Below are 12,410 nucleotides of genomic sequence, written 5' to 3' on the forward strand. Positions count from 1 at the left end.
GAGTAATGAAACTTAAAACTAAACTCACACTAGGCGTAGGTCTTTTATTTTTGCTGATCGTTTTACTATCGGTAGTTGGTTCTGTATACATCAATAAATTGAAATCAGACACCGAGAAAATTCTTACCGCCAATTACAACAGCTTAGAATATTCTAAAAATATGCTGATCGCCTTAGACAGGATGAGTACAGACAGCATTGTTTCTGTAAGGGATTTTGAGAAAAATAATGCCTTGCAGGAAAACAATCTTTCGGAGGTGGGTGAAAAAGAAATTACGCAAAATCTTAAGATCCATTTTGGTAGTTATTTGAAACAACCGGACTACAAAAAAGAAAAGCTCATTCGTGAAGATTTAGTAAGGATCATGTCTTTAAATATGAAGGGGATTGAACGTAAAAGCGACACAGCAATTATAACCGCAGAGCGCGCTACTTTCTGGATCGTTAGTATCGGAACGGTTTGTTTTCTGATTGCATTTACGCTCCTCTTCAACTTACCACAAACCATTGCAGAGCCTATCAATCAATTGACCTTTAGTATCAAGCAGATTGCTAATAAAAATTATAGTGAAAGGGTTCATTTTAAAGGCAGTGAGGAATTTAATGATCTGGCGAACTCCTTCAATATCATGGCTGAGAAATTACAGGAGTATGAAAGCAGTACACTCGCCACACAACTAATGGATAAAAAAAGGATCGAAACGTTGGTCAACAATATGCATGACGCCGTTATTGGTTTGGATGAAAATCACCATATCTATATGATTAATGATGAAGCCCTGAATATCACCAACCTTCGCAAGGAGGAGATTATTGGAAAAACGGCACACGAAGTTGCGATAAACAATGACCTGGTTAGGGAGCTTCTTAAAAATATGGATCACCCGGTAAAAGATCCGATTAAAATTGTCACAGATAATAAAGAGAACTACTTTGAACAGGAAATAGTACCCATTAATATTGTGCAAACTGGTGAAAAGAATAAAAAGTACATCGGAAAAGTAATTCTGCTTCGAAATATCACACCTTTTAAAGAACTGGATTTTGCCAAAACCAATTTTATAGCCACCATTTCTCATGAATTGAAAACACCGATTGCAGCTATAAAAATGGGCGTTCAGCTTCTGGGAAATCAAAAATTTGGTGAACTGAATAGCCAGCAACAAGAACTTTTGAAAAGCATCAATGATGATGGACAGCGTTTGCTGGATATCACAGGAGAACTTCTCAACTTATCTCAGGTTGAAACCGGAAATATCCGTCTAAACATCAAGAGCTGCTCTCCCAAAGAAATCGTTCTTACTGCAATTAAAAACGTTGAAAAACTGGCTGAACAAAAGAATATCGCTATTACTACAAACTTTCATGTGGAGGATAAAGATTTTGTTTCCGCTGATTTTGATAAAACGGTTTGGGTGATGAATAACTTCCTGAGCAATGCTATCAAACATTCTTTTCAGGATGAGAATATCCAGATTCAAGTGGAAAAAACGGTAGCTATGATTCAGTTCAGCATCACAGATACCGGAAGTGGCATTGATGAAAAATACCACCGTCAGATTTTCGATCGTTACTTTCAGGTTCCTGGTGAACATCAGAACGGCACAGGCTTAGGATTGGCTATTTCTAAAAATTTTATTGAAAAACAACATGGAGAAATCGGAGTGAAAAGTGTACCCAATCAGGGAAGTACTTTTTATTTTGAGTTGCCTTTGGCTTAAAATCAAATTCAATAAATTTTATTTAATTTCACCACCTAAAATATTTTGCTCAGGAAAAAGTAGAATATGAAATTAAATAATGGCTATTTATCAATTTAAATTAAACCTTATCCCTGAGAAAGGGGTATTAGAAACACTAGGAATTATTCCCACAAAGTTGGATATTAATTTCGAAGAAAGAATTGAACATTATCATCTAAAAGAAGATAACCTTCTGGAGTTCTCAGACTTTTTCAGGGATGCCTTAATTGTAGATTGGTGGAAATCTGTTGATATATTACCAACTGAAATCATTTATTATATAAGTAAGTTATTTCCCACCAGAGTTATTAAAAACTCCAATTCTTATTATTGGAAATATTACTCTAATAGTATCGATCACGATACATATCTTATGTTGAATAAACAATCTCAGAAGATTGCGGAACTTCATTTCAGAGCTGATTTAAGAGAAAGGGATTTAAAATTTTTAAATCAGTTTATTGCCATTGCAAAAAAATACAATTGTTTACTGATGGATGTAAAAGGTAATCTAATACGTCCTGAACAAAGTGAAGTATACAAATTAATTACACGATCTGATAATTACAAATTTTTAGTAAATCCCCAAGATTTTTTTGATAACTTTCACAATCAACAATAATACTAATGATTCCAGAAAATCTAACTGAGTTTTTATATTGGGTAAAAGAAAATACTGAAACCCTATGGAGTGAAGACCTTGAAACTTCAGGTTGTGAAGAGTGGGTTCATGGTGCGAAATGGGTACCATTAACTGATCAGCAAATTGATGAGGTTGAGAGAAAGTATTCAATACAATTTACTCCCGAACATAGGGAGTTTTTAAGGATTTTACACACTATTGACAGAAAAGAAAAATATGAATATACAGAAAGCTTTGAAGATGATGCAGAAGTCTTAATTAGAGAGGATCCTTTCTTTTATAACTGGTTGACAGATGATGATGAAATTAAAGCTAAGCTAAATTGGCCTTTTGAAGAAGTATTACGTGATATATTTTCAGAGGCAAATAGTCCATTTTGGTGTAAATCTTGGGGACAAAGACCCGAAACAAAAGAAGAAGTAATAAAAGTATTTACCGATTTATACAAGAAGGCTCCAAAGCTTATTCCTATAACTTCGCACAGATTTGTTGTTAGTGACATGAATCTAAAGCATAGGCCGATTTTATCAGTTTGGGGAACTGATACTATAATTTATGGTTGGACTATACGAACTTATCTTCTTAATGAAATTCGTTATTATTTGGACATTGTTAAAAGAATTGATTATGAAGATGGCGAATTTGATTTTAGACTGACAGATGAGGCATTGGAAATTCATGAAAAAGACTTTCAATATGATGAAAGCAAAGTTATCCCTTTTTGGCAGGACATTATTCTTTCTTATAATACCGGGTGGTCAGGTTTTGGAATGAAATCTCCTTTTTAAAAATCAAATTTAAAACGTTATAGGGTCTATCTTTGTAATTACCTACATTTAAATAAAACATAATGTCTGACTTTTTCTCTTTTTTTTCATATCCATTTTTGTTACTTGGTTTAACGTTCCTTATTGTATCTTCTATAGTATTTTCAATTCAAAGAAAAAATATCATTTCCAAATTTAAACAAGCCGACTCTAAAGAATTTAAAAATATCAGAGGAAGTATTGTAACCAATAAGGGCACCTTAAGTAGAAGTGTTGAATGGTGCAGTTTTGATCTATTAATCAATCAAAATTCAATTTTTATTTTTTCAAAACATTTATACTTCATTCCTAGTAGAATCATTAAATTAAGGTTCTCTAATTATGGTGATAAAAATACCGGTAACTTTACCCTTCTCAGAGAGTATAAAATCAGTAAAAACAGCGTCGAATTTATTTATTATCCATCATTTATGATTGCTCGCAGTCGTAAAATATATTTAAAAAATCTTGATCAGAATCAAATTTCATTATTGGAGAATGTTTTAAATAATAAAAGCACGAGGATGTATTGATTTAATAGTTTGGATCTATTAATTATGAATAAAAATTTTTCACTCTTTTTCCTTCTTTTGTCTGTATTATTATACTCCCAAAAGAATGTAAGTGATGATAATCTCTATATCTTTATTGGAGAAAAAGTAAGTATACATGAGTTTGATCCTAATGTTGATAATGTAAAAAACATTAGAAAAGAATTTGATGAGGAAACAGGTGATTCCGTAACAATTTTTCGTGAAACTCATGTAATGGATAATGCATTTAATTGCACCTATAAAGTTTTGAGAAATATTCAGGGAAATCTAAAAGATACCATACAGTTTAAAGCTTATGATCATTATGGGAGCCTTGGGTTTGAAAATGACAAAAATATCATTTTGTATTTGTCCAAAAACGATAAAGGAGAGCTTTTTCATCAAAAGTATATTTATGATCCTGTTTATAAAATTGATGGAAAATGGGTTGGGCTTTACAGCGTCGCGTTTGCTAATGACAGTAAAAACTCTTGGAGAAATTTTAAAGCACAAAATATTAATGAAGATAACGTTCTCAAAATAGACATTCAAAATTGTGATAAAGATTGTCGAAGCAAATATTATCCAAAGCCCTATTTCATAATAAAAGATAAGACGGCCTATCCTAAAAAGGCTTTTGATGTAGATGATATTATATCTTTTAGGAAGAAAAATACCTTTGCATTAAAGAATTAGAATATATCTCATGAGTGATCTGGTTTACACATCTTCTGCTCCATCCGCTTCCCTCAAAGATTTTGTAGAAAGCTTTTGGATGTTGGATAATCCGTCAGAGAATAAAGAAGTTATTCTTTTACCTGATGGAAGGATAGACGTGATATTTTCAACATCACCAACAGAACCTTTTCATATCGTTCTTTTAGGTATCTGCACTCACCCTGAAGAAATCATCATTGCAGAAAAAACCAAAACTTTCGCCATCAGTTTTAATTTACCTGCAACCGAATATATCCTGCATGAAAGCGTTTCAGAACTTTTAAATTATGCGAAAAACTTGCCTCTTGATTTTTGGGGATTCACAGCTGATGATATGGGAGATTTTGATCAATTCTGTACAAAAGCATCTGAAAAAATACAAGCTGAACTTGCTATTCAAAAAATTGATGAACGAAAATTGAAACTTTTTGATCTCATCTATTCATCCAATGGTGCTATTCCGATTAAAGAACTTTCTGAAAAAGTGATATGGAGTGAACGACAGATCAATCGGTATTTTAATCAGCAATACGGTATTTCTTTAAAAGCTTACTGTGGAATTCTCCGTTTCAGAGCATCCTTCAAACATATTAAAGAAGGAAAGCTATTCCCGGAACAGAACTTTAGCGATCAATCTCATTTTATCAAAGAGATAAAAAGACTTTCAGGATTTCTACCCAAAGAACTCAGTCAAAATAAAAACGACCGATTTATACAATTTTCCGTTCTCCCCAAGAAGTAATTTTGCATCATTAATTTAAATATGATGATACAAAATAAAAAAATAGCCATTATTGGCGGTGGTCCGGGAGGATTGACTTTAGCAAGACTTTTACAACTTCAAAATGCCGAAGTTCATGTATATGAACGTGATGAGCATAAGGATGTTCGCGTACAGGGAGCTACTCTGGATTTGCATGAAGAATCAGGCTTGGAAGCGCTTCGAAGAGCCGGATTAATAGATGCTTTTAAAGCCAATTATCGTCCTGATGCAGGGAAATTAAAAGTGGTAGATAAAAACCTTGGCGTATACCTCGACGAACATCATTCAGGAAGCACTCACGGAGAAGACCGTCCTGAAATAGACAGAGCTCCGCTTAGAAAGATGTTATTGGAAACATTAAAACCGGATACTGTAGTTTGGGACAGCCAATTCCTGTCGATGGAGAAAAATGGTGAAGGCTGGATATTACATTTCAAAAATCGTAAGTCTTATTATGCCGATATTGTTGTCGCTGCAGATGGAGCCAATTCTAAAATACGACCTTATATTACAGATATCCAGCCTATTTATTCTGGTGTCACAATGGTGGAAGGAAATATCTATAATGCTGAAATCAATGCACCAAAACTTTGGAAACTGGTTGATGGTGGAAAAATGTTTGCATTAGATGAAGGAAAGACCTTATTATTCAGCACCAAAGGAGATGGAACCCTCACCTTTTATACGGGATGTAATGTGGAAGAAGGCTGGGCAAAAGAATCGGGGATTGACTTTACCAACAAAGATCAGATTTTTGAATGGTTTAAAAAGGAATATGGAACATGGGATGAGATGTGGCAGGAATTATTCACAACCCCTGAATCTTCATTTGTGGTTCGTCCCCAATATCATTATCCCCTTGATCAAACCTGGGAAACACTTCAGAATCTAACAATGCTGGGTGATGCTGCTCACCGAATGCCTCCTTATGCCGGAGAAGGAGTTAACATGGCCATGCAGGATGCTTATGAATTAGCAGAATGTCTAACCAACGGTCAGTTTACAGATGTGAAAACGGCTTTATCTTATTTTGAACAAAAAATGCAGAAAAGAGCATCTGAAATAACCAAAATTACCCTGGACAATACAGTAATGCTTCACTCTCAGAATGCCATTGAAAATCTTTTAAAAATGTTTGATGGTGAATAAAACGGTGTTTTGTAATTAATACTAAACATGTATATTTGAAACGACGGGTTGAAATCTATTTCATCCCGTCGTTTTTTACTTTTTTAAATACACATTTATGAGAAAAACAATTTCTGATTTTCTAAACCTTCATACAGGGGAAGAGAACCCAGCTCTGGTACTTGAAAATGTTACAAGTAATGTATCGTTTCGGGGAGCTAATCTTTGGATTTTAGCCTGCGCTATTTTAATTGCATCTGTCGGACTTAATGTCAATTCAACAGCGGTAATTATTGGTGCGATGTTAATATCCCCATTAATGGGACCTATTGTAGGAGCAGGCTTTGCTTTAGCCACTTTTAATTTTAGCCTATTAAAAAAATCCATGAAAAACCTGTTGATTGCTACGGTGGTCAGCTTAACGGTTTCCAGTTTATATTTTTATTTAAGTCCATTTAAAGATATCCAATCTGAGTTATTGGCAAGAACCTCACCCAATATTTATGATGTATTGATCGCCTTTTTTGGTGGAATTGTAGGTGCAGTATCCATTACAAGAGTGGAAAAAGGGAATCCGATTCCGGGAGTGGCTATTGCTACGGCTTTAATGCCCCCATTGTGTACTGCTGGTTTTGGTATTGCTACAGGTAATTGGTCATTTGTTGCAGGTGCATTCTATCTGTATACAATCAACTGTTTCTTTATTTGTATTTCTACCTTCCTGATTATAAAATTCCTGAAATATCAGGCTGTAGAAACCACCAATAAAGCTTTCGAAAAAAGGATCCGTTATGGTATTTCAATATTGATCATTGTAATGATCGTTCCCAGTTGTTATTTGGCTTATAACCTTCTAAATCAGAAAAAATACAATCAAAATGTAGAAAATTTCATCAATGATGAGTTTTCAAAAAAAGGTTATACCGTGATCTATAAAAAAGTGGATTATAATGCCAATCCAAAATTGATCGAACTCGTATTTTTATCCACTAAATTCGACAGCACAGAGATCAAGAAATTCAATACTTCTTTACAGGATTTTGGAATAAAGAATACCAATCTCGTTATTAAGCAAAATACCAGTGATCTCAAAAAAGAAATCCTAAGCGAGATTAATCTTCAAAAAACAAACATTACTGAAAAAGATCTCCAGGTAAATGAGTTGAAAAATGAACTTAATATCTATAAAATGGATAATCCTGAATTGGTAAAAGAAGTGAAAATTCTCTTTCCGGAAGTACAGGAAATGGCCATTGGGAAGCTTCAAAATTATTTCACAGCTGATTCAACCAGTTTAGAAACCGCTTTTGTCTATCAATCCGACACTAAAATAGACGAAGAAAAGTTAAAAGCATGGTTAGCCAACAGGCTTAAAACAAATAATATTATCCTGTTCAATACGAAAAAAGATGCTGTTAAAAAGAAAAATTAAGTAGACTTATCTTATTTAAAAATAAACAAAGCGAGTGAAATTTCATTCGCTTTTGTTTTTCTTTTAATTTATGTAAATTCGGATTTGAATATTAAGTGGTACCTGATGAAAGTTAATAGAAATAAATACCTTCTGCTCAATTATATTTTTTTAGTGTGTCTGCTCACTTTATTTCTGAATGATCATTTCTTTAAACATGAATTTTCAAACTTTCTGACGGGTAAACTTTCAGACATTACCGGAATTATTATTCTGCCTTTATTATTAACCTACATCTTTCCAAAACTTAAAACTCATTCTGTATGGATGAGTGCTGTACTATTTATATTCTGGAAATCGGGCTATTCAGAAGGGGCAATTAGTTTATACAACCAATATGCATTGATTCCGATAACCAGGGTGATTGATTATTCTGATTTATTTGTATTGTTGCTTTTACCTATTCCCTATTATATCGTACAAAAAATAGAAGGCTGGCGCAGCATAAAAATAATGCGCCTTCATCCGCTTTTTGTTTTCATTCCGTCATTATTTACACTGATGGCTACTTCTCCTCCACCAAGCTTCAGTTATACAGTAAGCAGAGGCAATTTACAATGTGGAAAGTGCTCTTTCAGAGTCGATTATTCACAGGAAGAAATCGTACAGAAGCTCAAAAAAAATGATATTGTTTTTGATACTATTTTTCCAATCAGTGAAAAAGTCCTTAATAAATATCCTTTTTTTCGTAAAGATGATATTCACTTTTATAAAATCAGGCGGTTAATTATCGACCAGGATACTTTACGAAACCTTGATTTTGCCATGCGAAGTATTGATGATAATAAAACAATATTCTACTTTAATGGAATGCAAGTCAATAAAGATGTTTCTTCGTATAAGCTGATGAGAAAAGCCCGTAAATATTACAGAAAAATAATATTTACAGAATTAAAATCATCGTTAAAAAATTAACCTAAACTATGGAAGCTCTATTTTTTGCAACACCAAAAGAGTTTCGGGAATGGCTGGAGAAAAACCATACCACAGAGACAGAAGTGATTGTAGGTTTTTATAAAATAGGAACTAAGAAACCATCCATGACCTGGTCTGAATCTGTAGATCAGGCTTTATGTTTTGGCTGGATCGATGGAGTAAGAAGATCAATTGATAAAGACAGTTATTGTAATCGTTTTACCCCAAGAAAATCAACCAGCACCTGGAGCAGTATCAACATTAAAAAAGTGGAAGATCTGACCAAAGCAGGTCTAATGAAACCGGCAGGTCTCAAAGCATTTGAATTAAGAAAACCTGAAAAGACATCCATATATTCCCATGAAAATGAACTTGCTCAATTAGACACTGCTTATGAAAAGCAATTTAAATCAAACAAAAAGGCATGGGATTTTTTTAATAATCAGGCACCTTCTTATAAAAAAGTAATGCTTCATTGGATCATGTCAGCGAAACAGGAAAAAACACGAATATCCAGACTTGAAAAAACAATAAGAGAAAGTGAACAGGAAAAACGGGTATTATAATTATGGAAAAAGCATTTAAACTAACGGGTGGCGCGAGAATTGGCCTTGCCAATGCAACCTATCCATTTGCAGATCTGTATGTAGATGAAAATGTATTGAAGATCAATGCCTCTCTGGTTGGAAATCTGGTCTTCCAACCGCAGGATATCATCTCTATTACCCCTTATGCCGGCATTCAGTTATTTGGTAAAGGTATTAAGATCAATCATAGAGTTGATAATTATAATTCGAATATTATTTTCTGGACTTTTAAAAGCGCTGAAACGGTAATTAATGAAATTAAAAATACCGGATTCTTAGATAATAAGAATTCTGTTAATATCCCACGGGATTCCAGGATTACAGAACAGCAAATGCAGGGAGGATTTCCATTAAAACCTTTTATATCTGTTTTTCTCATCATAGCATGGAATGCTCTTTTTATCTTTGATTTCTTTCCTGTTTTTAAAAATGAGGATTCAACACCGACATTTCCTGGTCCGGGAGTATGTTCTGCTTTAGGATTGATTTTTCTGACAGCTCTGCTTACATTAGTATCATCTGGCTTCAGAAGGATCATTTTAAAAGAAGGAAGAAGTTTCGATGACATTAAAAAACTGGCCGTTTTTATTTTACTTATCACCGGATTTATGCTAACTGTTTTTTTAACCATCAGTTTTGCAAATTAAAGAATCTGAATTTCCTTATTTAATAATTTATGATATGAAATATTTAATTGCACTTTGTTTCTTTGCATGGTCTCAGGTCTGGTTTTCTCAAAATAAAAATGAGATCTATGTAATTGGAAATATCCATCAAAATGTTCCTAATTATAATCCAGCTATTTTATTTGGAATCCTCGATCAGATAAAACCAGATATTATATTACATGAAGTGGATAGCAAAGGGATGAATGAGTATGAAGCGATGGCGGAAACTGATTTAAAAGAAAATGAAATTACTGCAAGTACTCAATACCTAAAAAAGTATCCAAAAACAATAAGAGCTCCATTTGATTTTGAAGGAAGAAATCAATACCGAAAAGATAAAGGGATGGTTCCAACAGATAATCTGGCTGTTCAACTCATTGATAGTTTGTATAAAGCTAAAAGTTTGGACGCTACTGATTCAAAAATATATGAGCGTTTTCTCTCAACCACCGAAGAATTAAAAAAGGTTGCAGAATTAGCCCCTAAAAATTTTAACAACGCAGAAAATGATCAGCTTTGTGAGAAAAGACAGAATGAACAATACCACGAATTGACTAAAATTACGGATAAAAGACCTGAATTTGCAAAGAGGTTTGTCGTGAAACCCAATGGAGAAAAAATAAGCTATAGGGATGGGTTTAAATTAATGTCCGGATTCTGGGATCTCCGAAATCAAACAATGGCTTCCAATATTTATAAAGCTGCAGCTCAACATCCAGGAAAAAAAATTGTTGTTCTAACAGGATTCCTGCACCGTTACTATATCATTAAACAGCTGACAAAGCTTAACGATCTGAAATATGTAATCAAAGAATTTTATGATCTGTAAACAGTCTTGCTAAGTACATTATGATGAAGCCTACAATTTTCGATAATGATCAATATAGAATTTATGTCCCCTTCCGAAAATCTATTGAATTAGAGAACAGACTTATTGATGCAAAAATTGATTATTGGATTGATCTCGAAATGCATTATACAAGTTCGGATTACAAAAGGTTTTATTTTAATAAGAAGGATGCAAACGTCGTTGAAAAACTCCTTAAAGAGAATGAGATTCAAACCACGGATGATTTTAAAGCTCCTGCTGATTATTTACATAACAGGAAGATTTATTTTTTTGCCATTATGTTGGCTATTGTTCTTTTTGTGGTTGGATTTATTATTCTAAAGGCATATCAATTTTTATTTCAATGAAAAAATTTTGCATTTTTATTATCCTCACATTAGTTCTTAATTTCAGCATCTACATTCTGGGATATTACTTTATCAATTATCCAATGAGGTTTAATCTCCAGGAAATGATAGTTGAATGTGGAATTGGCTATTTGTTGATTTTCATGGGATTTATTACACTCATTTCATGGTTGATCAGTGTGATAGAAATCAAACAGTTGGATTCTAAAACTAAATTCCTTCGTGCTTTTCTTACATTAAATGTACTATTATTTCTTTTTCTCCTATATACATCAGTAAATCAATTTGTCCAGACAAAAAAAGAAATAAACAAGCTTGAAAATGAATCGATTAAACAGGCCAAAACAGATATTAAAAATAACCAGGTATCCATTAAATATGTAGGTGGATTTGAAATTCCTTTATATGATAAAAAAACCAATCAGAAAATTGACAGTATTCGTAAAAAGTATGGTGTTACCTATGAGAATACAGGCTGTATTATAGATGCTAAATTTATTTTAGTGAACGAAAAATACAATAATATTATTAGAGCCTATCTTGATAAAAGAAATGGAAAAGGCTGGCAACAGAGAATGGAAAAGGAAGTTGAGAATTTTGAAAAAACTGCAAAAAAATAATACAAATAAAAACACCGGATTCTTTTTACTGATCCGGTGTTTTCATTTTCTACTTGATCCAGCTCTCTAAGGTTATTACTTCAGCTTGAGTAGGAAATACTTTACCTGTCAGTACCTGATGAACCTCCGGATCTCTGTCTGCACAACAATCCTCGATCACAGTCAATTGATAATCCTTATCGGCTGCTTCACGAAGTGTTGACAATACCACTCCCGAGGTACTTATTCCAGTAAGTACAAGATGCTGAATGCCTTGTCCTCTTAGTACTACCTCAAGATCACTTCCTGTAAAAGCACTGAAACGGCGTTTGGTAACAGTAATTTCATTAGGTTCCGGTTTTAAGTCCGGATGAATTTCTTCCCACTGTGCAATAAATTCCGGTGTCCACATTTCTTTATTACTGAATCTGGAAAAGCTTTTATTATGCTCACTGATTTCAGGAGCTCCTGGCCGGAAAGAGACTACTACATAAATAACAGGAATCCCGTTGGCTCTTGCATGGGAAATAGCTTTAGACATTTTGGTAACCAACCCTGAATAATCTTCAAGATTCTGTAAAATGGAATTTTGTAAATCCATTACCAGCAAAGCGCTTTTGTTTGATTGTTGCATTTCTTTA

The 12,410-nt window shown here is 33.4% G+C and carries 14 protein-coding genes; 13 read left to right on the top strand and 1 reads right to left on the bottom strand.

Annotated features, from left to right (window positions below; genetic code table 11):
* The first annotated feature begins 5 nt into the window (after positions 1-5).
* From JHL15_RS05070 to JHL15_RS05130, 13 genes are all read left to right on the top strand, one after another.
* A complete protein-coding gene (locus JHL15_RS05070) occupies positions 6-1,721 on the top strand; it encodes an ATP-binding protein (protein ID WP_200243812.1) in 1,716 nt (571 codons plus the stop codon).
* 79 nt (positions 1,722-1,800) lie between these two features.
* Positions 1,801-2,364 (top strand): hypothetical protein, encoded by a 564-nt coding sequence (locus tag JHL15_RS05075; RefSeq protein WP_200243813.1) that lies wholly within the window; start codon positions 1,801-1,803, stop codon positions 2,362-2,364.
* A 5-nt stretch (positions 2,365-2,369) separates the two neighbouring features.
* On the top strand, positions 2,370-3,173 hold the full coding sequence (locus JHL15_RS05080) for a hypothetical protein (protein ID WP_200243814.1): 804 nt from the start codon (positions 2,370-2,372) through the stop codon (positions 3,171-3,173).
* 575 nt (positions 3,174-3,748) lie between these two features.
* Positions 3,749-4,420: a hypothetical protein gene (locus JHL15_RS05085; protein ID WP_200243815.1), complete on the top strand. Its 672-nt coding sequence runs from the start codon at positions 3,749-3,751 to the stop codon at positions 4,418-4,420.
* 10 nt (positions 4,421-4,430) lie between these two features.
* Entirely contained in the window at positions 4,431-5,183 is a 753-nt protein-coding gene (locus tag JHL15_RS05090) for a helix-turn-helix domain-containing protein (protein ID WP_200243818.1), read from the top strand.
* Positions 5,184-5,204: 21 nt separating this feature from the next.
* Positions 5,205-6,353 carry an FAD-dependent oxidoreductase gene (locus JHL15_RS05095; RefSeq protein WP_200243820.1) on the top strand — a complete coding sequence of 383 codons (1,149 nt, stop codon included), beginning with the start codon at positions 5,205-5,207 and terminating at the stop codon, positions 6,351-6,353.
* A gap of 97 nt (positions 6,354-6,450) precedes the next feature.
* On the top strand, positions 6,451-7,764 hold the full coding sequence (locus tag JHL15_RS05100) for a DUF389 domain-containing protein (RefSeq protein WP_200243823.1): 1,314 nt from the start codon (positions 6,451-6,453) through the stop codon (positions 7,762-7,764).
* 105 nt (positions 7,765-7,869) lie between these two features.
* On the top strand, positions 7,870-8,718 hold the full coding sequence (locus tag JHL15_RS05105; RefSeq protein WP_200243826.1) for a hypothetical protein: 849 nt from the start codon (positions 7,870-7,872) through the stop codon (positions 8,716-8,718).
* A gap of 8 nt (positions 8,719-8,726) precedes the next feature.
* Positions 8,727-9,284: a YdeI/OmpD-associated family protein gene (locus JHL15_RS05110; RefSeq protein WP_200243831.1), complete on the top strand. Its 558-nt coding sequence runs from the start codon at positions 8,727-8,729 to the stop codon at positions 9,282-9,284.
* Positions 9,285-9,286: 2 nt separating this feature from the next.
* A complete protein-coding gene (locus tag JHL15_RS05115) occupies positions 9,287-9,952 on the top strand; it encodes a hypothetical protein (protein WP_200243834.1) in 666 nt (221 codons plus the stop codon).
* Between the two features lie 34 nt (positions 9,953-9,986).
* On the top strand, positions 9,987-10,802 hold the full coding sequence (locus JHL15_RS05120; RefSeq protein WP_200243837.1) for a TraB/GumN family protein: 816 nt from the start codon (positions 9,987-9,989) through the stop codon (positions 10,800-10,802).
* Between the two features lie 20 nt (positions 10,803-10,822).
* The gene (locus JHL15_RS05125; protein WP_200243847.1) at positions 10,823-11,170 is read left to right on the top strand and encodes a bromodomain-containing protein; all 348 of its coding nucleotides are present in this window, start codon (positions 10,823-10,825) and stop codon (positions 11,168-11,170) included.
* Positions 11,167-11,790, top strand: a complete 624-nt coding sequence (locus JHL15_RS05130; protein ID WP_200243849.1) for an FEKKY domain-containing protein — start codon at positions 11,167-11,169, stop codon at positions 11,788-11,790. The genes JHL15_RS05125 and JHL15_RS05130 overlap by 4 nt, the downstream gene beginning before the upstream one ends.
* Positions 11,791-11,839: 49 nt before the next feature.
* On the opposite strand, the gene JHL15_RS05135 is transcribed toward JHL15_RS05130, so the two are convergent.
* Entirely contained in the window at positions 11,840-12,403 is a 564-nt protein-coding gene (locus JHL15_RS05135) for a cysteine hydrolase family protein (protein ID WP_200243853.1), read from the bottom strand.
* Positions 12,404-12,410 lie beyond the last annotated feature (7 nt).

The organism is Chryseobacterium paridis (assembly GCF_016595215.1).
In the GTDB taxonomy this organism is placed as follows: domain Bacteria; phylum Bacteroidota; class Bacteroidia; order Flavobacteriales; family Weeksellaceae; genus Chryseobacterium; species Chryseobacterium paridis.

What these genes read in the sequence shown, in the direction of transcription:
- JHL15_RS05105 (WP_200243826.1), top strand. Translation starts at nt 7,870, where the DNA reads ATGAAAGTTAATAGAAATAAATACCTTCTGCTCAATTATATTTTTTTA.
- JHL15_RS05070 (WP_200243812.1), top strand. Translation starts at nt 6, where the DNA reads ATGAAACTTAAAACTAAACTCACACTAGGCGTAGGTCTTTTATTTTTG.
- JHL15_RS05125 (WP_200243847.1), top strand. Translation starts at nt 10,823, where the DNA reads ATGATGAAGCCTACAATTTTCGATAATGATCAATATAGAATTTATGTC.
- JHL15_RS05080 (WP_200243814.1), top strand. Translation starts at nt 2,370, where the DNA reads ATGATTCCAGAAAATCTAACTGAGTTTTTATATTGGGTAAAAGAAAAT.
- JHL15_RS05075 (WP_200243813.1), top strand. Translation starts at nt 1,801, where the DNA reads ATGGCTATTTATCAATTTAAATTAAACCTTATCCCTGAGAAAGGGGTA.
- JHL15_RS05110 (WP_200243831.1), top strand. Translation starts at nt 8,727, where the DNA reads ATGGAAGCTCTATTTTTTGCAACACCAAAAGAGTTTCGGGAATGGCTG.
- JHL15_RS05100 (WP_200243823.1), top strand. Translation starts at nt 6,451, where the DNA reads ATGAGAAAAACAATTTCTGATTTTCTAAACCTTCATACAGGGGAAGAG.
- JHL15_RS05090 (WP_200243818.1), top strand. Translation starts at nt 4,431, where the DNA reads ATGAGTGATCTGGTTTACACATCTTCTGCTCCATCCGCTTCCCTCAAA.
- JHL15_RS05120 (WP_200243837.1), top strand. Translation starts at nt 9,987, where the DNA reads ATGAAATATTTAATTGCACTTTGTTTCTTTGCATGGTCTCAGGTCTGG.
- JHL15_RS05135 (WP_200243853.1), bottom strand. Translation starts at nt 12,403, where the DNA reads ATGCAACAATCAAACAAAAGCGCTTTGCTGGTAATGGATTTACAAAAT.
- JHL15_RS05095 (WP_200243820.1), top strand. Translation starts at nt 5,205, where the DNA reads ATGATGATACAAAATAAAAAAATAGCCATTATTGGCGGTGGTCCGGGA.
- JHL15_RS05130 (WP_200243849.1), top strand. Translation starts at nt 11,167, where the DNA reads ATGAAAAAATTTTGCATTTTTATTATCCTCACATTAGTTCTTAATTTC.
- JHL15_RS05115 (WP_200243834.1), top strand. Translation starts at nt 9,287, where the DNA reads ATGGAAAAAGCATTTAAACTAACGGGTGGCGCGAGAATTGGCCTTGCC.
- JHL15_RS05085 (WP_200243815.1), top strand. Translation starts at nt 3,749, where the DNA reads ATGAATAAAAATTTTTCACTCTTTTTCCTTCTTTTGTCTGTATTATTA.